Annotated in this window: 24 protein-coding genes and 2 tRNA genes; 22 read left to right on the forward strand and 4 right to left on the reverse strand. The window is 58.2% G+C overall.

Annotated elements, in window-relative coordinates:
* Positions 1–159 precede the first annotated feature (159 nt).
* The gene (smpB, locus tag ACW9HW_RS05480) at positions 160–642 is read right to left on the reverse strand and encodes an SsrA-binding protein SmpB (protein WP_090315874.1); all 483 of its coding nucleotides are present in this window, start codon (positions 640–642) and stop codon (positions 160–162) included.
* Positions 643–761: 119 nt separating this feature from the next.
* Here smpB and ACW9HW_RS05485 point away from each other — a divergent pair, with 119 nt between their 5' ends.
* Genes ACW9HW_RS05485 through ACW9HW_RS05495 form a run of 3 tightly spaced genes read left to right on the forward strand, consistent with a single transcriptional unit; the run spans position 762 to position 2,914 of the window.
* On the forward strand, positions 762–2,165 hold the full coding sequence (locus ACW9HW_RS05485; RefSeq protein ID WP_457398824.1) for a sodium-dependent transporter: 1,404 nt from the start codon (positions 762–764) through the stop codon (positions 2,163–2,165).
* Between the two features lie 7 nt (positions 2,166–2,172).
* Entirely contained in the window at positions 2,173–2,607 is a 435-nt protein-coding gene (locus tag ACW9HW_RS05490) for a type II toxin-antitoxin system RatA family toxin (RefSeq protein WP_137806059.1), read from the forward strand.
* Complete coding sequence (locus ACW9HW_RS05495; RefSeq protein ID WP_457398825.1) at positions 2,600–2,914, forward strand: RnfH family protein; 315 nt, start codon at positions 2,600–2,602, stop codon at positions 2,912–2,914. The genes ACW9HW_RS05490 and ACW9HW_RS05495 overlap by 8 nt, the downstream gene beginning before the upstream one ends.
* 58 nt (positions 2,915–2,972) lie before the next feature.
* Here ACW9HW_RS05495 and ACW9HW_RS05500 read toward each other — a convergent pair whose 3' ends face one another.
* Complete coding sequence (locus ACW9HW_RS05500) at positions 2,973–3,500, reverse strand: outer membrane protein assembly factor BamE (RefSeq protein WP_095194009.1); 528 nt, start codon at positions 3,498–3,500, stop codon at positions 2,973–2,975.
* A gap of 97 nt (positions 3,501–3,597) precedes the next feature.
* On the opposite strand from ACW9HW_RS05500, the gene fur reads away from it, so the two are divergent.
* The gene (gene fur, locus ACW9HW_RS05505) at positions 3,598–4,002 is read left to right on the forward strand and encodes a ferric iron uptake transcriptional regulator (RefSeq protein WP_003197684.1); all 405 of its coding nucleotides are present in this window, start codon (positions 3,598–3,600) and stop codon (positions 4,000–4,002) included.
* A gap of 76 nt (positions 4,003–4,078) precedes the next feature.
* Here fur and recN read toward each other — a convergent pair whose 3' ends face one another.
* On the reverse strand, positions 4,079–5,752 hold the full coding sequence (recN, locus tag ACW9HW_RS05510; RefSeq protein ID WP_457398827.1) for a DNA repair protein RecN: 1,674 nt from the start codon (positions 5,750–5,752) through the stop codon (positions 4,079–4,081).
* Between the two features lie 241 nt (positions 5,753–5,993).
* Between recN and grpE the strand changes: the two genes are divergently transcribed.
* From grpE to ACW9HW_RS05550, 8 genes are all read left to right on the forward strand, one after another.
* Entirely contained in the window at positions 5,994–6,560 is a 567-nt protein-coding gene (gene grpE, locus ACW9HW_RS05515) for a nucleotide exchange factor GrpE (RefSeq protein WP_095194007.1), read from the forward strand.
* Between the two features lie 102 nt (positions 6,561–6,662).
* Positions 6,663–8,579, forward strand: coding sequence for a molecular chaperone DnaK (gene dnaK, locus ACW9HW_RS05520; RefSeq protein WP_095194006.1), 1,917 nt, complete (start codon positions 6,663–6,665; stop codon positions 8,577–8,579).
* Between the two features lie 298 nt (positions 8,580–8,877).
* Entirely contained in the window at positions 8,878–10,002 is a 1,125-nt protein-coding gene (dnaJ, locus tag ACW9HW_RS05525) for a molecular chaperone DnaJ (RefSeq protein ID WP_007973132.1), read from the forward strand.
* A 10-nt stretch (positions 10,003–10,012) separates the two neighbouring features.
* A complete protein-coding gene (gene dapB, locus ACW9HW_RS05530; RefSeq protein ID WP_095194005.1) occupies positions 10,013–10,816 on the forward strand; it encodes a 4-hydroxy-tetrahydrodipicolinate reductase in 804 nt (267 codons plus the stop codon).
* 259 nt (positions 10,817–11,075) lie between these two features.
* Complete coding sequence (carA, locus tag ACW9HW_RS05535) at positions 11,076–12,212, forward strand: glutamine-hydrolyzing carbamoyl-phosphate synthase small subunit (protein ID WP_457398830.1); 1,137 nt, start codon at positions 11,076–11,078, stop codon at positions 12,210–12,212.
* 118 nt (positions 12,213–12,330) lie between these two features.
* Entirely contained in the window at positions 12,331–15,552 is a 3,222-nt protein-coding gene (carB, locus tag ACW9HW_RS05540; RefSeq protein ID WP_095194003.1) for a carbamoyl-phosphate synthase large subunit, read from the forward strand.
* Positions 15,553–15,554: 2 nt separating this feature from the next.
* Positions 15,555–16,031, forward strand: a complete 477-nt coding sequence (greA, locus tag ACW9HW_RS05545) for a transcription elongation factor GreA (RefSeq protein WP_095194077.1) — start codon at positions 15,555–15,557, stop codon at positions 16,029–16,031.
* Positions 16,032–16,059: 28 nt separating this feature from the next.
* Positions 16,060–16,464 carry an MFS transporter gene (locus ACW9HW_RS05550; RefSeq protein ID WP_207261696.1) on the forward strand — a complete coding sequence of 135 codons (405 nt, stop codon included), beginning with the start codon at positions 16,060–16,062 and terminating at the stop codon, positions 16,462–16,464.
* Between the two features lie 9 nt (positions 16,465–16,473).
* On the opposite strand, the gene ACW9HW_RS05555 is transcribed toward ACW9HW_RS05550, so the two are convergent.
* The gene (locus ACW9HW_RS05555; protein ID WP_007942889.1) at positions 16,474–16,782 is read right to left on the reverse strand and encodes a YhbY family RNA-binding protein; all 309 of its coding nucleotides are present in this window, start codon (positions 16,780–16,782) and stop codon (positions 16,474–16,476) included.
* Positions 16,783–16,883: 101 nt separating this feature from the next.
* Between ACW9HW_RS05555 and rlmE the strand changes: the two genes are divergently transcribed.
* The 10 genes from rlmE to nusA all read left to right on the forward strand — a co-directional run bounded on the left by rlmE (position 16,884) and on the right by nusA (position 25,457).
* Entirely contained in the window at positions 16,884–17,513 is a 630-nt protein-coding gene (gene rlmE, locus ACW9HW_RS05560; RefSeq protein WP_457398832.1) for a 23S rRNA (uridine(2552)-2'-O)-methyltransferase RlmE, read from the forward strand.
* Positions 17,514–17,714: 201 nt separating this feature from the next.
* On the forward strand, positions 17,715–19,625 hold the full coding sequence (gene ftsH, locus ACW9HW_RS05565; protein ID WP_077046416.1) for an ATP-dependent zinc metalloprotease FtsH: 1,911 nt from the start codon (positions 17,715–17,717) through the stop codon (positions 19,623–19,625).
* Positions 19,626–19,633: 8 nt separating this feature from the next.
* Positions 19,634–20,485 (forward strand): dihydropteroate synthase, encoded by an 852-nt coding sequence (folP, locus tag ACW9HW_RS05570; RefSeq protein ID WP_095194000.1) that lies wholly within the window; start codon positions 19,634–19,636, stop codon positions 20,483–20,485.
* Between the two features lie 16 nt (positions 20,486–20,501).
* Positions 20,502–21,839 carry a phosphoglucosamine mutase gene (glmM, locus tag ACW9HW_RS05575; RefSeq protein ID WP_095193999.1) on the forward strand — a complete coding sequence of 446 codons (1,338 nt, stop codon included), beginning with the start codon at positions 20,502–20,504 and terminating at the stop codon, positions 21,837–21,839.
* A gap of 66 nt (positions 21,840–21,905) precedes the next feature.
* Complete coding sequence (gene tpiA, locus ACW9HW_RS05580; protein ID WP_457398835.1) at positions 21,906–22,661, forward strand: triose-phosphate isomerase; 756 nt, start codon at positions 21,906–21,908, stop codon at positions 22,659–22,661.
* Positions 22,662–22,665: 4 nt separating this feature from the next.
* Positions 22,666–23,049, forward strand: coding sequence for a preprotein translocase subunit SecG (gene secG / locus ACW9HW_RS05585; protein WP_017336473.1), 384 nt, complete (start codon positions 22,666–22,668; stop codon positions 23,047–23,049).
* Positions 23,050–23,071: 22 nt separating this feature from the next.
* A tRNA-Leu gene (locus ACW9HW_RS05590) sits at positions 23,072–23,157 on the forward strand.
* Between the two features lie 97 nt (positions 23,158–23,254).
* Positions 23,255–23,331 (forward strand) — tRNA-Met (locus ACW9HW_RS05595).
* 138 nt (positions 23,332–23,469) lie between these two features.
* Positions 23,470–23,928 (forward strand): ribosome maturation factor RimP, encoded by a 459-nt coding sequence (gene rimP, locus ACW9HW_RS05600; RefSeq protein WP_007915250.1) that lies wholly within the window; start codon positions 23,470–23,472, stop codon positions 23,926–23,928.
* A gap of 47 nt (positions 23,929–23,975) precedes the next feature.
* On the forward strand, positions 23,976–25,457 hold the full coding sequence (nusA, locus tag ACW9HW_RS05605) for a transcription termination factor NusA (protein WP_095193996.1): 1,482 nt from the start codon (positions 23,976–23,978) through the stop codon (positions 25,455–25,457).
* Positions 25,458–25,465 lie beyond the last annotated feature (8 nt).

Below are 25,465 nucleotides of genomic sequence, written 5' to 3' on the forward strand. Positions count from 1 at the left end.
GCGAGGGAGCTTGCTCCCGCTGGGGCGCGGAGCGGCCCCTTTTACCAGCCACTACACTTCTAGATACAGAGCGTATTTGCCAGATTGCGGCTGCTTCGCAGCCGAGCGGGAGCAAGCTCCCTCGCCACAGTCGTCGCGGTCAGGCCAGAAGATCGAATATCAGTCTTCCTTACCCTTGTTCCGCACCGCACGCTGCAGCTCGCGACCGGCATCGCGTTCGCGCTCGGTATCACGCTTGTCGTATTCCTTCTTGCCCTTGCCCAGAGCGATTTCGCACTTGACCATGTGCTTGCTCCAGTACCAGGACAGGCACACGCAGGCGTAACCTTTTTGCTGTACGGCTGCGGACAGCTTATCCAGCTCGCGGCGGTTGAGCAGCAATTTACGGGTGCGGGTCGGATCGGCAATGACGTGGGTGCTGGCGGTCGTCAGCGGCGTGATGTGGCTGCCGAGCAGCCAGGCTTCGCCGTCCTTGAGCAGTACGTAACTGTCAACCAGTTGCAGCTTGCTTGCCCGCAAACTTTTTACTTCCCAGCCGGCCAGGACCAGACCAGCCTCGAACCGATGTTCGATGAAGTAATCGTGTCGCGCCTTTTTATTTTGCGCGATGGTCCCTGTGGGGTGTTTCTTCTGTTTAGCCATAGGGGCGGCATTATAGGGAGTTGCAAGCGAGTCGGCTACGGTGATGCTGCGTGCTTGAGCAGGTTGATTGAATCCCGGACAATGCGCGCTCTTTTTTTGAACGCTTGGTCGTAATATTGATGTCGACAGACAAGGTTTCTGTCCACGGCAGTTGGGCTAGCCGCTGGGTTTTCATACTCGCCGCGACCGGTTCTGCCGTGGGGCTGGGCAGCATCTGGAAATTTCCGTACATGGTCGGCGTCTATGGTGGCGGCGCCTTCGTGTTGATGTTCCTGGCCTGTATCGCGCTGATCGGTATCCCGGTCATGTTGGCGGAAACCCTGATCGGTCGGCGGGCGCGGCAAAGTCCGGCCAACGCCTTGAAGGTGCTGGCGCTGGAAGCGGGGCATTCGGCGAAATGGTCCTGGGGGGCCTTCGCCGGGATGATCACGGCGTTGCTGATCCTGTCTTTCTACAGTGTGGTTGGCGGCTGGTCGCTCGATTACATCATCGACATGGGGCGTGGCGACTTTCAGGGGGCGACACCCGATCAGGTGGGTGCGTACTTTGGTAATGTCATTGCCGACCCGTGGCGCCTGACACTTTGGCACACGATTTTCATGCTGCTGTCGGCGGTTGTGATCGCCAGGGGCGTGGTTGCCGGGCTTGAGCGCAGCTTGCGCATCATGATGCCGTTGCTGTTTGTGATGGTGATTGTGTTGCTGGGGTACAGCATGACCACCGGGCATTTCATGGAGGGCGTGCATTTCATGTTCGACTTCCATCCGGAAAAAGTCCTCGACGGTCTGTTGCCGGCCATGGGGCACGCGTTCTTTTCCCTGAGCGTGGGCGTTGGTTCGATCATGATCTACGGCGCTTACATGCCGAAGAGTTCATCTATTTCCGGGACAATCGTTGGCGTGGCGCTGCTCGACACTTTTGTTTCCCTGGTGGCCGGCCTGGCACTGTTCCCGATCGTGTTCGCCGCGGGTCTGAACCCGAGCGAAGGTCCTGGGCTGATGTTTGTCAGCCTGCCGTTTGCCTTCGGTAACGTAGCGTTCGGTCAGTTGATGGGCGTAGTGTTCTTTGTGTTGGTGGCGATTGCGGCCTGGAGTTCGGCGATCTCGTTGCTCGAGCCGATGGTGGCGTACCTGGTCGAGCGGACAAAAATCAGCCGCGTCTGGGTGACCTTCTGGCTGGCATTCACCTGCTGGTTTGTCGGTCTGGGCACGGTGTTTTCGTTCAATATCTGGAAGCAGGCCAAGTTTTTCGTGAACGAAGGCGGTTCGTTCCACCTCTACCAATGGGGAGCGGCGAGCGGCCTGGATTTCTTCGGTGTGATCGATTTCTTCACTTCGCGGATCATGTTGCCACTCGGTGGTTTGTGTTTCGTGGTGTTCGCGGGCTGGGTGATGAACCGGGAGGTGGTGCGCGACGAATTGTCGATCCGCAACCCTGCGTTGTTCGCCCTGTCTTTGTTCTTGATGCGCTATGTGGCGCCCATCGGCATTCTTGTAGTGTTTGCCGCCCAGCTGTGGAAATGACGCTGACATGACGACACACATTTCACGTTCGGCTTTGTTGCCGTACCCGGCGCAAGCCCTGTATGACCTGGTCAACGACGTGGCGCGATACCCTGAGTTCCTGCCGTGGTGTTCATCTGCCGAAGTGCTGGAAAGCTCGCCCGAGCATATGCGAGCCAGCGTCGGTGTGGCGAAGGGAGGGCTCAGCCAGCATTTCGTGACGCGTAATACCCTGGTTCCCGGGAAGTCGATCGAGATGAACCTCGAAGAAGGCCCGTTCACTCAGCTGCATGGCATTTGGGTATTCAAGGCTTTGACTGACAAGGCCTGCAAGATCAGCCTGGACCTGTCGTTTGATTACGCCGGTCCCATTGTTCGCGCGACCTTGGGGCCGTTGTTCAATCAGGCGGCCAACACGTTGGTGGATGCGTTCTGCCAGCGGGCCAAGCAAATACATGGTTGAGGCAGTGATCGAGGTCGAAGTGGTCTATGCCGCTGTTGATCGGCAGGTGCTTTTGTCGGTGAAGGTACCGCCAGGAACCAGCATTCGGGCGGCGTTGCTGCAATCCGGGATTGGCCAATCGTTTCCGGAGCTGGATTTGGCCACATGTCCCGTTGGGATCTTCGGCAAGGTGATCGTCGATCCCGGCAACCGTCCCGTCCAGTCTGGGGATCGAATCGAGATTTACCGGCCTTTGCTGGCGGATCCGAAGGAGGTTCGTCGGTTGCGTGCAGCCAAAGCGGTCGAAGCCAAGGCCCGGAATCAGTGAGTGTTACGGCCAGACAATAAAAAACCCGGACATGCCGGGTTTTTTATTGCGTCGCAAATTATTGCGGCGAGGTGTCCAGTGGTTCTGGAGTGGGAACCGGAACAGTTTCTACACCGTCCACTTCCTTCTGGATCTGATCCAGCAACGAACCTGGCTTGACCGGTTTTTCCGGTTTCGGCTTCTCGACGTTTTCAGCTGGCGCGGTCACGGTAGTGCCACTGTCCTTGCCGAGAATGGCCTCGTCACGGCTCACGCCTGGCATGAAATCACCAGAGAGGCTGACAAGTTGATCATTTGGGTTGAAGATAACGCTAATGCGTTCCTGTTGGCGTTCACCGCCCCCTGGTTGCAGGCTGTACAGGTAATCCCAGCGATCGGCATGGAACGTGTCGGTCAACAGAGGGTTGCCCATGATAAACCTTACTTGCTTACGGGTCATTCCCGGGCGTAACTGGTCTATCATGTCCTGCGTGACGACATTGCCCTGCTGGATGTCGATTTTGTAAACCCCGGGGAATGAACAACCGGCGAGTGCGAGCAGTCCCACAAAGGTGAAACTGGTTAGCAAGAGCTTGGTGTTTTGCATCGGTGGGCGACTTCCACTATCTTGGCTGGGACAACGTAAACGCCGATCATACCCGCATTAAGAGAAGCTGCGAAGCAGCATCGCGAGAAAGCTGACCATGGTTGAAAATAGCGAACTACGCAAAGCCGGCCTCAAAGTGACCCTGCCACGGGTCAAGATTCTGCAAATGCTCGATTCCGCCGAGCAACGCCACATGAGTGCCGAGGATGTCTACAAGGCACTGATGGAGGCTGGCGAGGACGTCGGTCTGGCCACGGTTTACCGTGTACTGACTCAGTTCGAGGCAGCTGGCCTTGTGGTGCGGCACAACTTCGACGGGGGCCATGCGGTCTTCGAGCTGGACGACGGCAAGCATCACGACCATATGGTCAACGTCGAGACCAGTGAAGTGATCGAATTCTTCGACGAAGAAATCGAGCGCCTGCAGAAAGCAATCGTCGACAAGTATGGCTTCGAGATGGTTGATCACAATCTGGTGCTGTACGTGCGCAAGAAAAAGTAAGCATGTCGCGCGAACGCAAGGTTCGCGAAACGAACGAAGGCGACCCCAGGGTCGCCTTCGTGCTTTCTGCATCGACTTAGGCTTTTGCAGCAACCACCATTTTTTTGGCGTGAGCCAGGGATTCCTTGGTGAGATCGATGCCGCCCAGCATCCGAGCCACCTCTTCGACACGGTCATTCTTGCTTAGTTTTGAGACGGCAGTACGGGTGGCATCTTCACCTCGTACTTTGTGCACAAACAAGTGCTGATGACCCTGCGCTGCTACTTGTGGCAAGTGAGTCACGGTCAGAACCTGCCCGCGCTCTCCGAGCCGACGCAACAACTGGCCGACGATCTCGGCCGTCGGGCCGCCAATGCCCACGTCCACTTCGTCGAACACCAGGGTCGGCACGCGAGAGGTTTGTGCGGTGATCACCTGGATGGCCAGGCTGATCCGTGACAGCTCGCCGCCGGATGCGACTTTCGCCAGGGCCTTCAATGGCTGCCCTGGGTTGGCGCTGACCAGCAGCTCGACCTGCTCGAGCCCGTTAGGCAGCAGTTCGTCTCCGCTGTTGGGGCGCAGTTCGATGGTGAAGCGCCCCCCAGGCATCCCCAGGCGCTGGATTTCCTGTTCCACTGCGCTGGCCAGGCTGGTGGAGGCCTGATGACGCAAATCGCTCAGTTCGCGGGCCTTTTCCTGGTAGTGGCGGGCGTAGGACGACAGCTCGTCGCTCAGGCGCTCGATGGATTCGTCGTTGGTGTTCAGGGTTTCGATTTCATCCAGCAGCTTTTGTTGCATCTCGGCGACTTCGGTCGGCTGAATGCGATGTTTGCGCGCCAGGGTGTAAATCGAGTCGAGGCGTTCCTCCAGATATTGAAGGCGCGATGGATCGGCGTCGAAGTTGTCGAGGAAGCGATTCAGCTCGCCTACCGCTTCTTCTACCTGGATCTGCGCACTGGTCAGCAGGCTGCTGGCCTCACCCAGCGCGCCGATCGAGTTGTTCACGCTCGAAAGACGGTTGAGGCTGGCGGTCAGGGCGTTCAGCACGTTGCCGGAATCACTTTCGCTGCATTGCTCGACCACTTGCCGGCAGATGCCCAGAAGGGTTTCGGCATTGGTCAGGTTCTTGTGTTCCTGCTCCAGCTGCTCCAGTTCGTTGTCCCCCAGGCCCAGGTTTTCCAGCTCTTCGAGCTGATAGCTGAGCAGTTGGTGGCGGGCGCGCTGTTCGTCGCCCGAGTTGGAGAGCCGCTCCAGTTCCTGGCGGGTCTGGCGCCAGCGTTGGGCGGCCAGCTGTACCTGGCGGGCAAGGTCGGTCGCACCGGCATACTCGTCGAGCAGGCGGCGGTGGGTGTCGGTCTTGAGCAGGGATTGGTGTTCGTGCTGGCTGTGGATATCGATCAGCAGTTCGCCCAGCGCCTTGAGGTCGCCCAAGGGACAGGGGGTGCCGTTTATATAGCCGCGCGAGCGTCCTTCGGCGGTAATGACCCGGCGCAGGATGCACGGGCCATCGTTCTCGAGGTCGCGTTCGGCCAGCCAGGCGCTGGCTTCCGGGATGTCGACCAGGTCGAAGGTCGCCAGGATGTCGGCCTTGTCTGCGCCGGGTCGAACCACGCCGCTGTCTGCGCGATCGCCAAGGGTCAGGCCGAGCGCGTCGAGCATGATCGACTTGCCGGCGCCGGTTTCGCCTGTGATCACGCTCATCCCGCGATCGAGTTCGAGATCGAGATGTTCAACGATGGCGTAGTTGTGTACGGACAGGTGCACCAGCATAAAGGCCGCTCCCAGGCATGAGGTCTGGTTATTTATACAGTGTTTTGTTTCGGGCTGACAATGCCCCTCGTTAGCTCGATTCGCTTGATCCGACGAAATCCTTAGTGCGTCCTGGAATGACAATGCAGGTGTTTTTTGTAGGGTTAATGCATCGATGCCCCTTGAAGCTGCATTTTGCGGCCCCATATAGCTGGGCAGAAGCGCGAGTCAGGCTCGCAGACGATATTGAAAGGAGAATTCTATGGCTGACGAACAGACAGTGGATACGCAAAATCCAGACGCCAACCAGGCGCCCGAGGCTTCGGGTGAAGACCTGGCGGCTCGTGTACAAGTGCTCGAAGAGCAACTGGCAGGTGCGCAGGATCAGGCTTTGCGTGTAGCCGCCGATCTGCAGAACGTCCGCCGTCGCGCCGAGCAGGATGTAGAAAAGGCTCACAAATTCGCGCTGGAAAAATTCGCCGGCGATCTGCTGCCGATCATTGACAGCCTGGAGCGCGGTCTGGAGTTGTCCAGCCCGGATGACGAAAGCATCCGTCCAATGCGCGAAGGTATCGAGCTGACCCTGAAAATGTTCCAGGACACCCTGAAGCGTTATCAGCTGGAAGCAATCGATCCGCACGGCGAACCATTCAACGCCGTCCTGCACCAGGCCATGGCCATGCAGGAAAGCGCCGACCTCGAGCCGAACAGCGTGCTCAAGGTGTTCCAGAAGGGCTACCAGCTCAACGGACGCCTGCTGCGCCCGGCGATGGTCGTGGTCAGCAAGGCTCCGGCGCCAGTTTCGCCTTCTATTGATGAGCAGGCTTGAAATTAGCCGCAAGGCCCCCATTTAGAAGTCAAGCGTTTAAGTGCTACCGCAGTTGGCAACAACCGCTGCGGCAACCAAATCCAAAGTTTCGGGAGAGTGAACATGGGCAAAATTATCGGTATCGACCTGGGGACTACCAACTCCTGCGTCTCCGTGCTGGAAAACGGCAAAGCCAAAGTTATTGAAAACGCCGAAGGCGCGCGCACCACACCGTCGATCATCGCTTACGCCAATGATGGCGAAATCCTGGTTGGCCAGTCCGCCAAGCGTCAGGCAGTGACCAATCCGCACAACACCTTGTACGCGGTGAAGCGTCTGATCGGTCGTCGCTTCGAAGAAGAAGTCGTACAGAAAGACATCCAGATGGTCCCTTACAAGATCGTCAAGGCTGACAACAACGACGCCTGGGTTGAAGTGAACGGCCAGAAAATGGCTCCGCCACAAATCTCGGCTGAAATCCTGAAAAAAATGAAGAAGACCGCCGAAGACTACCTCGGCGAGCCAGTGACCGAAGCGGTGATCACCGTTCCGGCCTACTTCAACGACAGCCAGCGTCAGGCCACCAAAGACGCCGGCCGCATCGCGGGCCTGGACGTTAAGCGTATCATCAACGAACCAACCGCGGCTGCTCTGGCGTACGGTATGGACAAGGCCAAGGGCGATCACACCGTGATCGTTTATGACCTGGGTGGCGGTACTTTCGACGTATCCGTGATCGAAATCGCCGAAGTCGATGGCGAGCACCAGTTCGAAGTGTTGGCCACCAACGGTGACACCTTCCTGGGTGGTGAAGACTTTGACATTCGCCTGATCGACTACCTCGTCGACGAATTCAAGAAAGAAAGCGGCATGAACCTCAAGGGTGACCCGCTGGCGATGCAGCGCCTGAAAGAAGCCGCTGAAAAAGCCAAGATCGAGCTGTCTTCCGCTCAGTCGACCGACGTGAACCTGCCGTACATCACTGCAGACGCCACCGGTCCTAAGCACCTGAACGTGAAGATCTCCCGCGCCAAGCTGGAAGCGCTGGTAGAAGACTTGGTTCAACGCACCATCGAACCTTGCCGCATCGCGCTGAAAGACTCCGGTATCGACGTTGGCTCGATCAACGACGTGATCCTGGTCGGTGGTCAGACCCGTATGCCACTGGTTCAGAAACTGGTGACCGAGTTCTTCGGTAAAGAAGCTCGTAAAGACGTGAACCCGGACGAAGCCGTTGCCATGGGTGCTGCGATTCAGGGTGCCGTTCTGGCCGGCGACGTAAAAGACGTTCTGCTGCTGGACGTCAGCCCGCTGACCCTGGGTATCGAAACCATGGGTGGCGTGATGACTGCGCTGATCGAGAAAAACACCACGATTCCTACCAAGAAATCGCAAGTGTTCTCGACTGCCGACGACAACCAGGGCGCCGTGACCATTCACGTGCTGCAAGGTGAGCGTAAGCAAGCGGCGCAGAACAAGTCCCTGGGCAAGTTCGACCTGGCCGAGATTCCACCAGCACCACGTGGTGTGCCGCAAATCGAAGTGACCTTCGACATCGACGCCAACGGCATTCTGCACGTAGGCGCCAAGGACAAGGCTACCGGCAAGACTCAGTCGATCGTGATCAAGGCCAACTCCGGTCTGTCCGACGAAGAAATCGAGCGCATGGTGCGTGATGCCGAGGCCAACGCCGAGGAAGACCGCAAGTTCGAAGAGCTGGCCGCTGCCCGTAACCAGGGTGATGCACTGGTTCACTCGACGCGCAAAATGGTCGCTGATGCTGGCGACAAGGTGAGCGCTGAAGAGAAGACCGCAATCGAAGCCGCAGTCGTTGCCCTGGAAGCCGCTGTAAAAGGCGACGACAAGGCCGCTATCGAAGCCAAGGTTGAAGAGCTGTCCAAGGTCTCCGCGCCAGTGGCTCAGAAAATGTACGCCGAGCAGGCGCAGCCAGCTGAAGGTGCTGCACCGCAAGGCGAATCGGCTGAGAAGGCTGACGACGTCGTCGACGCCGAGTTCGAAGAAGTCAAAGACCACAAGTAAGTTGTTGGTCGGCCGGTTGACTGCCTTCAGGCGGTGACTGGTAGGATGTCGCCGCGCGGGAGCTTGCTCCCGCGTTGGCGTGTCTGGAGTTAGCGAATTTTTACAGCATGCGACAACGTTCGGATGTTGGTGGCATGGCCGGAAATGCTCCTGCTTTCCGAGCCGAAAGTGCCGCATCGAAACAAAGACCAGGATCGTTGAATTGACGTGAGTTGGGTCCGGGCCTGCATTGGGGCTCAACGAGTTCGGCGAGGCTCAGGAGAGGTTTGTCGAACGTCCTCAAGAGTGCAAAAGACTTATGGCAAAGCGTGACTATTACGAAGTATTGGGTGTTGAACGAGGCTCAAGCGAGGCGGACCTGAAAAAGGCCTACCGTCGCCTGGCGATGAAGCACCACCCGGACCGTAATCCCGATGACAAAGCGTCGGAAGAGATGTTCAAGGAGGCCAACGAGGCCTACGAAGTGCTGTCCGACTCCAGCAAGCGTGCGGCGTACGACCAGTACGGCCATGCCGGTGTCGACCCGAGCATGGGTGGCGGCGGTGCCGGTTTCGGTGGCCAGAACTTCTCCGACATCTTTGGCGATGTCTTCAGTGACTTCTTCGGTGGCGGTCGCGGTGGTTCCCGTGGCGGTGCTCAGCGCGGCAGTGATTTGCGTTACACCCTGGAGCTGGACCTGGAAGAAGCGGTGCGCGGCACGACCGTGAATATCCGTGTTCCGACATTGGTCAACTGCAAGCCGTGCGACGGCTCGGGTGCCAAGAAAGGCTCCTCGCCGGTGACCTGTCCGACCTGTGGCGGTATCGGCCAGGTACGCATGCAGCAAGGCTTCTTCTCGGTGCAGCAGACCTGCCCGCGCTGCCATGGCCAGGGCAAGATCATTTCCGACCCGTGCGATTCCTGCCATGGCGAAGGTCGTGTCGAGGAATACAAGACCCTGTCGGTGAAAGTGCCGGCCGGTGTCGATACCGGCGACCGCATTCGCTTGTCCGGTGAAGGCGAGGCGGGTGCCCAGGGTGGGCCGACCGGTGATCTGTACGTGGTGATCAATGTGCGCGAGCACTCGATCTTCCAGCGCGACGGCAAGCATCTGTTCTGTGAAGTGCCGATCAGTTTTGTCGATGCGGCGCTGGGTGGCGAGCTGGAGATTCCGACCCTTGATGGTCGGGTCAAGCTGAAGATTCCTGAGGGCACCCAGACCGGCAAGCAATTCCGAGTGCGTGGCAAGGGTGTCGCGCCTGTGCGTGGCGGCGGTGCCGGTGACTTGATGTGCCGTGTAGCGGTCGAGACGCCGGTCAACCTGAGTCGTCGTCAGCGCGAAATGCTGGAAGAGTTCCGCAGCTCGCTGGCGGATGACAACAGCCATTCCCCGAAAACCACGGGCTGGTTCGAAGGCGTGAAGCGCTTCTTCGGCGATTTGTAAGGAGGCAGGCATGCGACGTATAGCTGTGATGGGCGCCGCCGGGCGCATGGGTAAGACTCTGATCGAAGCGGTGCATCAAGCGCCGGGCGCTGGTCTGACCGCGGCTGTGGATCGTCCTGACAGCACGCTGGTTGGTGCCGATGCCGGAGAGCTGGCTGCGCTGGGCCGAATCGGTGTGCCGCTGTCCGGTGATCTGGACCGTGTCGTTGACGAATTCGACGTGCTGATTGACTTCACGCACCCGACGGTGACCCTGAAGAATCTCGTCTTCTGCCGCAAGCACGGCAAGGCGATGATCATTGGCACCACCGGTTTCAGTGTTGAAGAGAAGCAGTTGCTGGCGGAGGCGGGCAAAGATATCCCGATCGTCTTCGCGGCCAACTTCAGCGTCGGTGTAAACCTCTGCCTGAAGTTGCTCGACACTGCAGCTCGTGTGCTCGGTGATGATGTCGATATCGAGATCACCGAAGCCCACCATCGGCATAAAGTCGACGCGCCGTCGGGAACGGCGGTGCGCATGGGTGAGGTGATCGCCGATGCGTTGGGTCGTGACCTGAAGAAGGTGGCGGTTTACGGTCGTGAGGGGCAGACCGGTGCCCGTGAGCGCGAAACGATCGGTTTCGCCACTGTGCGCGCCGGTGACATTGTCGGTGACCACACCGTGCTGTTCGCTGCCGATGGCGAGCGTGTGGAGATCACTCACAAGGCGTCCAGTCGCATGACCTTCGCCAAGGGTGCTGTGCGTGCCGCGTTGTGGCTGGATGGGCGCGAGCCTGGCCTTTACGACATGCAAGACGTGCTCGACCTGCGTTAAGATGTGCCCGAAATCGGGTTCAAACCCATCGTTTGAGCCCGGTTTTACTCCGCCAAGCGACGACCTGTCGCATTCTCCGGCCTTTCGGGCTCATTGGCGGTAGACCAAAAATGCCTTTTTCTGTAAGCTACAGCTTTAGTGTGTCCACTAAAAGCGCGCAGAATAATTCAGTGAAGAAGCGGGGTGACGTGTCCATACGTCACTCCGCTTTTTTACAACCTGCGATCGCCCTTTCAGGCTTTATTTACGGGAGGTCTTCTTGACTAAGCCAGCCATACTCGCCCTTGCTGATGGCAGCATTTTTCGCGGCGAAGCCATTGGAGCCGACGGTCAAACCGTTGGTGAGGTGGTGTTCAACACCGCAATGACCGGCTATCAGGAAATCCTTACCGATCCTTCCTACGCCCAACAGATCGTTACCCTGACTTACCCGCACATCGGCAACACCGGCACCACGCCGGAAGATGCCGAGTCGAACCGCGTCTGGTCCGCCGGCCTGGTTATCCGTGACCTGCCGCTGGTAGCGAGCAACTGGCGTAACACGATGTCCCTGTCCGACTACCTGAAAGCCAACAATGTTGTGGCAATCGCCGGTATCGACACCCGCCGCCTGACGCGCATTCTGCGTGAAAAAGGCGCGCAGAACGGCTGCATCATGGCCGGTGACAACATTTCCGACGAAGCCGCCATCGCCGCTGCCCAGGGCTTCCCAGGTCTCAAAGGCATGGACCTGGCGAAAGTCGTCAGCACCAAGGACACCTACGAGTGGCGCTCGACTGTCTGGGATCTGAAAACCGACAGCCACGCGACCATTGAAGCTTCCGAGCTGCCCTATCACGTGGTGGCCTACGACTACGGCGTCAAAGTAAACATCCTGCGCATGCTGGTCGAGCGCGGTTGCCGCGTGACCGTGGTGCCTGCTCAGACCCCTGCGGCTGATGTGCTGGCGCTGAAGCCGGACGGCGTGTTCCTGTCCAACGGCCCAGGTGATCCGGAGCCTTGCGACTATGCGATCCAGGCGATCAAGGATGTGCTGGAAACCGAGATTCCGGTGTTCGGTATCTGCCTCGGTCACCAGTTGCTGGCCCTGGCCTCCGGCGCAAAGACCCTGAAAATGGGCCACGGCCACCACGGTGCCAACCACCCGGTCCAGGATCTGGATACCGGTGTCGTGATGATCACCAGCCAGAACCACGGTTTTGCGGTTGACGAAGCGACCCTGCCAGCCAACGTCCGCGCGATCCACAAATCGCTGTTCGACGGCACCCTGCAAGGGATCGAGCGTACCGACAAGAGCGCCTTCAGCTTCCAGGGTCACCCTGAAGCCAGCCCTGGCCCGAACGACGTAGCGCCACTGTTCGATCGCTTCATCAATGAGATGGCCAAGCGACGCTGATCGCTCGCCGTGATGTAGCAAAGCTTGAGGGCGGTCCCGATACCGGCGGCCCCCTCAAGTCTTCAGAGATTGAACAAGACGGCTTGCCGACTGACCTGCGGATTTGAGTGACAAACCCATGCCAAAACGTACAGACATTAAAAGCATCCTGATTCTCGGCGCTGGCCCGATCGTAATCGGCCAGGCCTGCGAATTCGACTACTCCGGCGCCCAGGCCTGTAAGGCCCTGCGCGAAGAGGGTTATCGCGTCATCCTGGTGAACTCCAACCCGGCCACCATCATGACCGACCCGGCCATGGCCGACGCCACCTACATCGAGCCGATCAAGTGGCAGACCGTTGCCAAGATCATCGAGAAAGAGCGTCCGGACGCACTGCTGCCGACCATGGGTGGCCAGACTGCTCTGAACTGCGCCCTGGACCTGGAGCGCGAAGGCGTTCTGGAGAAGTTCGGCGTGGAAATGATCGGCGCCAACGCCGACACCATTGACAAGGCTGAAGACCGTTCGCGTTTCGACAAGGCCATGAAGTCCATCGGCCTGGCGTGCCCGCGTTCCGGTATCGCCCACAGCATGGAAGAGGCCAACGCGGTCCTCGAGAAGCTGGGCTTCCCGTGCATCATTCGTCCGTCCTTCACCATGGGCGGCACCGGTGGCGGTATCGCTTACAACCGTGAAGAGTTCGAAGAAATCTGCGCCCGTGGTCTGGACCTGTCGCCAACCAAAGAGCTGCTGATCGACGAATCGCTGATCGGCTGGAAAGAGTATGAGATGGAGGTTGTCCGCGATAAGAAGGACAACTGCATCATCGTCTGCTCCATCGAAAACTTCGACCCGATGGGCGTGCACACCGGTGACTCGATCACCGTGGCGCCAGCACAGACCCTGACCGACAAGGAATACCAGATCCTGCGTAACGCCTCCCTGGCGGTACTGCGCGAGATCGGCGTGGAAACCGGTGGTTCCAACGTCCAGTTCGGTATCTGCCCGAACACTGGCCGCATGGTTGTCATCGAGATGAACCCGCGCGTATCCCGTTCCTCGGCACTGGCTTCGAAAGCCACCGGTTTCCCGATCGCCAAGGTCGCAGCCAAGCTGGCTGTGGGTTACACCCTGGACGAACTGTCGAACGACATCACCGGCGGCAAGACCCCGGCGTCCTTCGAGCCGTCCATCGACTACGTTGTGACCAAGCTGCCACGTTTCGCCTTCGAGAAATTCGCCAAGGCTGACGCACGCCTGACCACACAAATGAAGTCGGTCGGTGAAGTCATGGCCATCGGTCGTACTTTCCAGGAATCCCTGCAGAAAGCCCTGCGCGGCCTGGAAGTGGGCGTTTGTGGTCTGGACGAGAAGGTTGACCTGAGCAACCCGGAAAGCATGAGCATCCTCAAGCGCGAACTGACCGTACCGGGTGCCGAGCGTATCTGGTACGTGGCGGACGCAATGCGCGCCGGCATGAGCGTTGAAGACATCTTCGGCATGACCATGATTGATCCTTGGTTCCTGGTGCAGATGGAAGATCTGATCAAGGACGAGGAGAAGGTCAAGACCCTGGGTCTGACCAGCATCGACCGCGACCTGATGTTCCGACTCAAGCGCAAAGGTTTCTCCGATCAGCGTCTGGCCAAGCTGCTGGGCGTGACCGAGAAGAGCCTGCGTGCTCATCGCCACAAGGTGGAAGTGTTCCCGGTCTACAAGCGCGTCGACACCTGCGCCGCCGAGTTCGCGACGGACACTGCTTACCTGTACTCGACGTACGAAGAAGAGTGTGAAGCCGCGCCGTCGGGTCGCGACAAGATCATGATCCTGGGCGGCGGTCCGAACCGTATCGGCCAGGGTATCGAGTTCGACTACTGCTGCGTACACGCGGCACTGGCCCTGCGCGATGATGGTTATGAGACCATCATGGTCAACTGCAACCCGGAAACCGTTTCCACCGACTACGACACCTCCGATCGCCTGTACTTCGAACCAGTAACCCTGGAAGACGTGCTGGAAATCGTCCGCGTCGAGAAGCCGAAAGGCGTGATCGTCCAGTACGGCGGTCAGACCCCGCTGAAACTGGCTCGCGCCCTGGAAGCCGCCGGTGTGCCGATCATCGGTACCAGCCCTGACGCCATCGACCGTGCCGAAGACCGCGAGCGCTTCCAGCAAATGGTCCAGCGCCTGAACCTGCGTCAGCCGCCAAACGCCACCGTGCGCAGCGAAGATGAAGCGATTCGTGCTGCTGCCAAGATCGGCTACCCGCTGGTGGTGCGTCCGTCCTACGTGTTGGGCGGTCGTGCGATGGAAATCGTCTACGAAGAAGAAGAGCTCAAGCGCTACCTTCGTGAAGCGGTTCAAGTGTCCAACGACAGCCCGGTGCTGCTGGATCACTTCCTCAACTGCGCCATTGAAATGGACGTGGATGCGGTCTGCGACGGCAAGGACGTGGTGATCGGCGCGATCATGCAGCACATCGAGCAGGCGGGTGTTCACTCCGGTGACTCCGCGTGCTCGCTGCCGCCGTACTCGCTGCCGGCGCACATCCAGGACGAGATGCGCGAACAGGTCAAGAAAATGGCCCTGGAGCTCGGCGTGGTCGGTCTGATGAACGTACAGTTGGCGCTGCAAGGCGAAGACATCTACGTTATCGAAGTCAACCCGCGTGCTTCCCGTACCGTACCGTTCGTGTCCAAGTGCATCGGTGTTTCCCTGGCAATGATCGCTGCGCGCGTGATGGCTGGTAAAACCCTGAAAGAGTTGGGTTTCACCAAGGAAATCATCCCGAATTTCTACAGTGTGAAAGAGGCGGTGTTCCCGTTCGCCAAATTCCCTGGCGTTGACCCGATCCTCGGCCCTGAGATGAAGTCCACCGGCGAAGTGATGGGCGTGGGCGACACCTTCGGCGAAGCGTTCGCCAAGGCGCAAATGGGTGCCAGCGAAGTGCTGCCGACCGGTGGTACTGCATTCATCAGCGTCCGCGACGACGACAAGCCGCTGGTTGCGGGCGTGGCCCGTGATCTGATCAACTTGGGCTTTGAAGTGGTTGCCACTGCCGGTACTGCCAAGCTGATCGAAGCCGCAGGCCTGAAAGTGCGCCGCGTGAACAAGGTGACCGAGGGCCGTCCGCACGTGGTCGACATGATCAAGAATGACGAAGTCACTCTGATCATCAACACCACCGAAGGCCGCCAGTCGATCGCCGACTCCTATTCCATTCGTCGCAATGCCCTGCAGCACAAGATCTACTGCACCACGACCATTGCTGCTGGCGAAGCGATCTGCGAAGCACTGAAGTTCGGTCCCGAGAAGACCGTGCGCCGCTTGCAGGATCTACACGCAGGATTGAAGGCATGAGCATAACGAAGTACCCGATGACCGTTCAGGGCGCTCGCGCCCTGGAAGAGGAGCACGCTCACCTGACCAAAGTCGTCCGTCCGAAGCTCAGCCAGGACATCGGTACGGCCCGCGAGTTGGGTGACTTGAAGGAAAACGCCGAATACCACGCTGCTCGCGAGCAACAAGGTATGGTCGAGGCACGGATCCGTGACATCGAAGGCCGTATGCAGAACGCTGTGGTTATCGACGTCACGACCATTCCTCATACTGGCAAAGTGATTTTTGGCACGACCGTCGAAATCGCCAACGTCGAAACCGATGAAAGCGTGACCTACCAGATTGTTGGTGAGGACGAAGCTGACATCAAGCTCGGCAAGATTTCGGTCGGCTCGCCCATTGCTCGCGCCTTGATCGCCAAGGAAGAGGGCGATGTGGTCGTCGTCAAAACGCCTGGTGGCGTTATCGAGTACGAGATTGTCGAAGTTCGCCACATCTAAAGGCAGGCGTCCGCTTCGAGCGGGCGCCATGCTTTGGCAGCTGACCCAGATGTTGTGGGTCGGCGGTCTGTGGTTGTTGCACATCGGTCTGCTGCCGGTACTGGGGCGAATCGGCCTGGCGCCGCTGCTGATCGACGAAATCGCAGGCATGTTGAATGCGCTGGTGGTGGGGTTTGCCGCCGCGTGCGTGGTTTTTCAGGCTTTGGTGCTGGTTCAGGCCGAGGGCCTTGCGAGTCTATGGCGGGATATTCGCGGGCAACTGTTGTTGATGGCGCTGTATGCGTGTGCGATGTACTTCGCGGCGCGTATCGGTTGGCCGGATGCAGTGCGTTGGCAGGTGTTCAGCTATCTTGTCCTGGGCCTTTCCGGGCTGGTGCTGGTATTGCAGCCCGTGCCGGGATGGAGTGGCAGGGTGCGCGAAGCACACCCTTGACCCTTGCCATCACTTGAAGCGATGGACGTTCGACAGCTGCTTGTTGACGCTGAAGTTCTTGCGGTAAATCAGTGCCATCTTGCCGATGACCTGAACCAGGTCCGCTTTGCCGACTTTGCACAGTTCTGCAATGGACGCCAGGCGCGATTCGCGATCCAGGATGTTGAGCTTGATCTTGATCAGCTCGTGATCCGCCAAAGCGCGTTCAAGTTCGGCTAGCACACCTTCAGTCAGACCGTTGTCAGCCACAATCAAAACTGGTTTCAGATGGTGGCCAATGGATTTGTACTGTTTCTTCTGCTCTTGAGTGAGCGGCATAATCTGACCCTTTCGTCTGGATTCTGTAAAATGGCGGCCATTTTACCCGAGGGTTCGTGGATCCGCCCAACTAATCACGACCCTTATCATCGAGGTGCCCAATGGCGCGTTCCAAGACAAGCCTTGGTTGGCTGAAAAGACATGTCAATGATCCCTATGTGAAGCAGGCGCAGAAGGATGGCTACCGCTCGCGTGCGAGTTACAAGCTTCTGGAGGTCCAGGAGAAATACAAGCTGATCCGTCCGGGTATGACGGTTGTCGACCTGGGGGCGGCGCCCGGTGGCTGGTCGCAGGTCACCAGTCGGCTGATCGGTGGTCAGGGACGCCTGATCGCCTCGGACATCCTGGAAATGGACAGCATTCCGGACGTGACTTTCATCCAGGGTGACTTCACTCGGGACGAAGTGCTCGCTCGGATCCTGGACGCCGTGGGTAATTCGCAAGTGGACCTTGTGATTTCCGATATGGCCCCCAATATGAGTGGTACGCCTGCCGTAGATATGCCCAAAGCCATGTTTCTTTGCGAGCTGGCGCTTGATCTGGCGGCTCGGATACTCAAGCCGGGTGGTAATTTCGTGATCAAGGTTTTTCAGGGTGAAGGGTTTGATGCTTACGTGAAGGACGCTCGTCAGAAATTCGACAAGGTCCAGATGATCAAGCCGGACTCTTCCCGTGGCAGTTCCCGCGAGCAATACATGCTGGCTTGGGGCTACCGCGGTCGGAGTGAATAAAGCGGTTTTTTTTGCGGGGCAATAGGAATTTCGTATTTCGCCCTGTGAGAAATAGCGAATATTGTGTAGGAAGTGTTTCACAAAGGGTTACAGACGGCGCCTGCCAGAGTTGTAGGTAATGTAGTAAGTTAGGCCGGTGAATATCATGCGAAGCGCGCGCCATTAGCGGAGCTTGCTTCAGAGGGTAGTTAATTGAACGATATGGCAAAGAATCTGATCCTGTGGTTGATCATCGCGGCTGTCCTGGTGACGGTGATGAACAACTTCTCCAGCCCTAACGAGCCGCAGACCCTCAACTATTCCGACTTCATCCAGCAGGTCAAGGATGGCAAGGTCGAGCGCGTGGCGGTTGATGGCTACGTGATTACCGGCAAGCGCAACGATGGCGACAGCTTCAAGACCATTCGTCCGGCAATCCAGGATAACGGTCTGATCGGCGATCTGGTGGATAACCACGTCGTGGTCGAAGGCAAGCAGCCTGAACAGCAGAGCATCTGGACTCAACTCCTGGTGGCGAGCTTCCCGATCCTGGTGATCATTGCCGTGTTCATGTTCTTCATGCGGCAGATGCAGGGTGGTGCCGGTGGCAAGGGCGGGCCAATGAGCTTTGGCAAGAGCAAGGCACGCCTGCTCTCCGAGGATCAGGTAAAGACCACCCTGGCTGACGTTGCCGGTTGCGACGAAGCCAAGGAAGAAGTCGGCGAGCTGGTCGAGTTCCTGCGTGATCCGGGCAAGTTCCAGCGCCTGGGCGGTCGTATCCCTCGCGGCGTGCTGATGGTCGGCCCTCCGGGTACCGGTAAGACCTTGCTGGCCAAGGCCATTGCTGGCGAAGCCAAAGTACCGTTCTTCACCATCTCCGGTTCCGATTTCGTCGAAATGTTTGTCGGTGTGGGTGCCAGCCGTGTTCGCGATATGTTCGAACAGGCCAAGAAGCACGCGCCATGCATCATCTTCATCGATGAAATCGACGCCGTCGGTCGCCACCGTGGCGCTGGCATGGGCGGCGGTCACGACGAGCGCGAGCAGACTCTCAACCAGTTGCTGGTGGAGATGGACGGTTTCGAAATGAACGACGGCATCATCGTGATTGCCGCGACCAACCGTCCTGACGTACTGGACCCTGCGCTGCTGCGTCCGGGCCGTTTCGACCGTCAGGTTGTGGTTGGTCTGCCGGATATTCGCGGTCGTGAACAGATTCTCAAGGTCCACATGCGCAAAGTGCCAATGGGTGATGACGTCGCTCCTGCCGTGATCGCCCGTGGTACACCTGGTTTCTCCGGTGCCGACCTGGCCAACCTGGTGAACGAGGCGTCGTTGTTCGCCGCGCGTGCCGGCAAGCGCATCGTTGAAATGAAAGAATTCGAACTGGCCAAAGACAAGATCATGATGGGTGCCGAGCGCAAATCCATGGTCATGTCCGAGAAAGAAAAGCAGAACACCGCTTATCACGAGGCGGGTCACGCTATCGTTGGTCGCGTCGTGCCTGAGCATGATCCTGTGTACAAGGTCTCTATCATCCCGCGCGGTCGTGCGCTGGGTGTGACCATGTTCCTGCCGGAAGAGGATCGCTACAGCCTGTCCAAGCGCGCCTTGATCAGCCAGATCTGCTCGCTGTACGGTGGCCGTATCGCCGAAGAGATGACCCTGGGCTTCGATGGTGTTACCACCGGCGCCTCCAACGACATCATGCGTGCCAGTCAGATTGCGCGGAACATGGTGACCAAGTGGGGGCTGTCGGAGAAGCTCGGTCCATTGATGTACGCCGAAGAAGAGGGCGAAGTGTTCCTCGGTCGCGGCGGTGGTGGCCAGAATGCAAGCTTCTCGGGTGAAACGGCGAAGCTGATCGACTCCGAAGTGCGCAGTATCATTGATCAGTGCTATGGCACGGCGAAACAGATCCTTACGGATAATCGTGACAAACTCGACGCCATGGCTGATGCCCTGATGAAGTACGAAACCATTGATGCCGAGCAGATTGACGACATCATGGCCGGACGTACTCCTCGCGAACCTCGCGATTGGTCGGGTGGTACCGGTACTTCCGGAACGCCACCGGCGGTGCAGGATGAGCGTCCGCAAACACCTATCGGCGGTCCGGCTGCTGACGTTTAAGGTTTGAAATGACTTTTGTTCAGTCCTCGACCCGGTTGCCTTGCGGCAACCGGGTTCTTGATTTGGCCCAGACGCATGTCATGGGCATTCTCAATGTCACTCCCGATTCTTTCTCCGATGGCGGTCAATACAGCCAGCTCGATGCCGCCTTGCGCCACGCCGAAGCCATGGTGGCGGCTGGTGCGACACTGATCGATGTCGGCGGTGAATCGACGCGACCCGGTGCCAGGGCGGTATCGCCGCTGGAGGAGCTTGAGCGCGTCGCTCCGATTGTCGAACGAATACATCGCGAGCTGGATGTGATTATCTCGGTCGATACCTCCACGCCGGCAGTCATGCGCGAAACCGCACGGCTGGGGGCTGGTTTGATCAACGACGTGCGTTCGCTGCGCCGCGATGGTGCATTGGATGCGGCGGCGGCCACGGGGTTGCCGGTCTGTCTGATGCATATGCTCGGTGAGCCGGGCGACATGCAGGACAACCCGCAGTACCAGAACGTTACAAAAGAGGTTGGCGAGTTTCTTGCCGGGCGCATGGCTGAATGCGCCTCAGTGGGAATTCCCGCTGAACGGATCATTCTTGATCCGGGTTTTGGTTTCGCCAAAACCTTGCAGCACAATCTAAGCTTGTTCAAGCATATGGAGGCCTTGCACGCCTTGGGGCGGCCCCTGTTGGTCGGGGTTTCGCGCAAGAGCATGATAGGTCAGGCGTTGAGTCGTCCAGTGGATGAGCGCCTGTATGGCGGGCTCGCCCTGGCGGCGCTGGCTTCACACAAGGGTGCGCGTATATTGCGCGTCCATGATGTAGCCGAGACAATCGACGTGGTGAGGATGATCGCCGCAGTTGAATCAGCCGAATAAGAATGATGGAGCGCTTATGACTAGGAAATACTTTGGTACTGACGGCATTCGTGGTCGAGTTGGCGAATACCCGATTACTCCTGACTTTATGCTTAAGCTCGGCTGGGCTGCGGGCATGGCGTTCCGCAAAATGGGTGCCTGCAAGGTGCTCGTCGGCAAGGACACCCGGATTTCCGGATATATGTTCGAGTCGGCGCTTGAAGCCGGCCTGACATCGGCGGGAGCTGACGTGATGCTGCTCGGCCCGATGCCGACGCCGGCCATTGCTTATTTGTCGCGCACGTTCCAGGCTGAGGCCGGTATCGTGATCAGCGCCTCGCACAACCCCCATGACGATAACGGCATCAAGTTTTTCTCTGGCAAGGGCACCAAGCTGCCGGATGAGCTGGAGTTGATGATCGAAGAGCTGCTGGACACGCCGATGACCGTGGTCGAGTCGAGCAAAATCGGCAAGGTCTCGCGAATCAATGACGCCTCCGGCCGCTATATCGAGTTCTGCAAGAGCAGCGTGCCGACCGGTACCAGTTTCTCTGGGTTGAAGATCGTTCTCGACTGCGCCCACGGTGCGACTTATAAAGTCGCGCCTAGTGTGTTCCGTGAGCTGGGCGCCGAAGTCGTGGTGCTGTCTGCGCAACCTAATGGATTAAACATCAACGATAACTGTGGTTCGACCCATATGGGGCAATTGCAGGCCGCCGTCCTGGCCGAGCATGCTGATCTGGGTATCGCATTCGATGGCGATGGCGATCGTGTCCTGATGGTCGATCACACCGGTACAATCGTTGATGGTGACGAATTGCTGTTCATCATTGCTCGCGATCTGCATGAGCGGGGCAAGTTGCAGGGCGGTGTGGTCGGTACATTGATGAGTAACCTGGGCCTTGAACTGGCGTTGGCGGACCTGGCTATTCCATTCGTGCGGGCCAATGTCGGCGACCGTTATGTGATCGCTGATCTGCTGGAGCGCAATTGGCTGGTAGGTGGTGAAAATTCCGGTCATATCGTTTGCTTCAATCACACGACTACCGGCGATGCGATCATCGCTGCGCTGCAGGTGCTGATGGCGCTGAAGACGCGCTCCGAAGGGTTGGCTCAGTCCCGCCAGGCGCTGCGCAAGTGCCCTCAGGTGCTGATCAATGTACGCTTCGGTGGTGGCGCAAGTCCGCTGGATCATCCGGCGGTCAAGGAAGCCAGCGAGCGTGTGACCAAGGCCATGGCAGGTCGCGGGCGTGTGCTGTTGCGCAAGTCCGGTACAGAGCCGCTGGTGCGTGTCATGGTCGAAGGCGAAGATGAAAAGCAAGTTCGTGCGTATGCCGAAGAGCTGGCAAAACTGGTAACTGAAGTTTCTGCCTGAATTCGGCTTGCCAGCCTTGATTGTGTTGGGTAACATCTGCGCCCACTTTGACCGACGAGGTACAGCATGCGTCGCCCTATGGTAGCTGGTAACTGGAAGATGCACGGTACCCGCGCCAGCGTCGCTGAGCTGATCAACGGCCTACGTGACTTGGCCTTGCCGAGCGGTGTTGAAGTAGCGGTATTCCCGCCTTTGTTGCATGTCAGCCAAGTGGTTGATGGCTTGAAAGGAAAGTCGATTTCGATCGGCGCGCAGAATTCTGCGGTGGAAGCCGGGCAAGGCGCACTGACCGGTGAGGTCTCACCAAGTCAGTTGGTGGATGCAGGTTGTTCCCTGGTGCTTGTCGGGCACTCCGAGCGCCGTCAGTTAATGGGCGAGCAGGACGAAGTGCTGATTCGCAAGTTTGCGGCGGCGCAGGCAAGTGGCCTGGTTCCGGTGTTGTGCATAGGGGAGACCCTTGAGCAGCGTGAGGCCGGGAAGACGCTTGAAGTCGTCTCGCAGCAGCTGGGCAGCATCATCGACGAGTTGGGTGTCGGTGCTTTTGCAAATGCAGTCATTGCTTACGAGCCGGTCTGGGCCATTGGTACCGGGCTGACTGCTTCGCCGCAACAGGCTCAGGATGTGCATGCAGCCATCCGCGCTCAGTTGGCGGCAGAAAATTCTGAAGTCGCGCAAGGTGTGCGGCTTCTATACGGCGGCAGCGTGAAGGCGGCCAATGCGGTCGAACTGTTCGGCATGCCGGATATCGATGGGGGCCTCATTGGTGGGGCTTCCCTGAATGCAGATGAGTTCGGTGCGATTTGTCGCGCCGCGGGAAACTGAAAAAATGCTGGAAACAGTCGTAGTCGTTTTTCATCTGCTGGGTGCATTGGGCGTAGTAGCTCTGGTATTGCTGCAGCAGGGTAAAGGTGCGGATGCTGGCGCGTCTTTCGGAGCAGGTGCTTCAAATACTGTGTTCGGAAGCCAAGGTTCCTCTACCTTTCTTAGTAAGTTTACTGCTATACTTGCCGCAGGTTTTTTCATAACCAGCTTGGGGTTAGGTTACTTTGCTAAAGAGAAGGCTCACCAGCTGACTCAAGTAGGTCTCCCAAATCCAGCGGTACTGGAAGTTCCAAAGCAACAACCGGCTTCTGATGATGTCCCGGTGCTTCAAGAGCAAAAGTCGGCTACTCCAGCGACTGACGTGCCTCCAGCTCAAGAGCAGAAGTAAGAAGGGTTTCAAACGTAGTATTGCCGAGGTGGTGGAATTGGTAGACACGCAACCTTGAGGTGGTTGTGCCCATAGGGTGTAGGGGTTCGAGTCCCCTTCTCGGTACCAATTAGTCAGGAGAGCCCGCTGTTGCGGGCTTTCTTGCAGGTGGAAGGTTACATTGACCCTGTCAGGGATCGGTCGTATACTTCCGCCCCAGCTTTGTCGCGGGGTGGAGCAGTCTGGTAGCTCGTCGGGCTCATAACCCGAAGGTCGTCGGTTCAAATCCGGCCCCCGCAACCAGTTTAAGGAGCCCCTTTTAAGGGGCTTTTTGTTAGCTGGACACTTTCAACGCCGCTGTTCGACGGCGTTTCAAGGATGGGCGTTTCGCCCATTTTTTTATTTTGCATAGCATGCACATACATGCACTAGGGGGTTCAGGTGTCGAGCAAGCTAGAAGAGTTGCAGGCCTTGCTGGCCCCGGTGGTCGTGGCCCTAGGCTATGAATGCTGGGGTATTGAGTTTTCGGCTCAAGGTCGTCACTCAATGTTGCGCGTTTATATCGATAAAGAGGGCGGTGTGCTGGTGGACGATTGCGCCATCGTAAGCCGTCAGATCAGCGGCGTCCTGGATGTTGAAGATCCAATCTCCGTTGAATACACCCTTGAAGTTTCCTCGCCTGGCATGGAACGCCCACTGTTCACTCTTGAGCAGTTTGCAAAATTTGCCGGTGAACAAGTGAAGATCAAGCTGCGCTCGCCTTTTGAAGGTCGACGCAACTTTCAGGGCCTTCTGCGCGGTGTAGAAGAGCAGGATGTCGTGGTGCAGGTAGATGACCATGAGTTCCTGTTGCCGATCGATATGATCGACAAGGCCAACATTATTCCCAGTTTTGACTGAGACGCGGATCCCGCGGATCCAATGGCTTGCGAAAGGCGAGGCGTACGATGAGCAAAGAAGTACTGCTGGTTGTTGAGTCGGTATCCAATGAAAAGGGTGTACCGGCAAGCGTAATTTTTGAAGCGTTGGAGCTGGCTCTGGCCACTGCTACCAAAAAGCGTTTCGAGGACGAAGTTGATCTGCGTGTGGAAATCAATCGCCACACCGGTGCTTACGAGACATTCCGTCGCTGGACGGTCGTCGAAGAAGCAGACCTGGACGATCCGGCCATCGAAACCTGGCCGAGCAAGGTTGCAGAGACGCATCCTGGTGCCAAGGTCGGCGATGTCGTAGAAGAAAAGATCGAGTCGATCGAGTTCGGTCGTATCGCGGCACAGACTGCCAAGCAAGTGATTGTGCAGAAAGTACGCGAAGCCGAGCGCGCTCAGGTTGTTGACGCATACCGCGAGCGCCTGGGCGAAATCATCTCCGGCACCGTGAAGAAAGTGACTCGCGACAACGTGATCGTTGATCTGGGTAATAACGCCGAAGCGTTGCTGGCTCGTGAAGACATCATTTCCCGCGAGACCTTCCGGGTTGGCGTGCGCCTGCGTGCACTGCTCAAGGAAATCCGCACCGAGAACCGCGGCCCGCAGCTGATCCTGTCGCGTACCGCGCCGGAAATGCTGATCGAGTTGTTCCGAATCGAAGTGCCGGAAATCGCCGAAGGCCTGATCGAAGTGATGGCGGCGTCCCGTGACCCGGGCTCGCGTGCCAAGATCGCCGTGCGCTCCAAAGACAAACGCATCGACCCGCAGGGCGCTTGCATCGGTATGCGCGGTTCGCGCGTCCAGGCAGTGTCGGGTGAGTTGGGTGGTGAGCGTGTCGACATCGTCCTGTGGGACGACAACCCGGCTCAGTTCGTGATCAACGCCATGTCCCCGGCCGAGGTCGCAGCAATTATCGTCGACGAAGATGCCCATGCCATGGACATCGCCGTTGGCGCAGACAATCTGGCTCAGGCCATCGGTCGCGGTGGTCAGAACGTGCGTCTGGCCAGCCAATTGACTGGCTGGACCCTGAACGTGATGACCGAATCGGACATCCAGGCTAAGCAGCAAGCAGAAACCGGTGACATCCTGCGCAACTTCATCGAAGAGCTGGAAGTCGATGAAGAACTGGCGCAGGTGCTGGTTGATGAAGGCTTCACCAGCCTGGAAGAGATTGCCTACGTACCGTTGGAAGAAATGCTCAACATCGACGGCTTTGACGAAGACATCGTCAACGAGCTTCGCGCTCGTGCCAAGGATCGTTTGTTGACCAAAGCCATCGCTACTGAGGAAAAGCTGGCAGACGCCCATCCGGCCGAAGACCTGCTCTCGCTTGAGGGTATGGACAAGGATTTGGCGATGGAACTGGCGGTGCGCGGCGTAATTACCCGCGAAGACCTGGCCGAGCAGTCTATTGACGATCTGCTCGACATCGACGGCATTGACGATGATCGTGCCGGCAAGTTGATCATGGCCGCCCGAGCCCACTGGTTCGAGTAATTAGGCGC

Source organism: Pseudomonas sp. SDO5532_S415 (assembly GCF_054071155.1).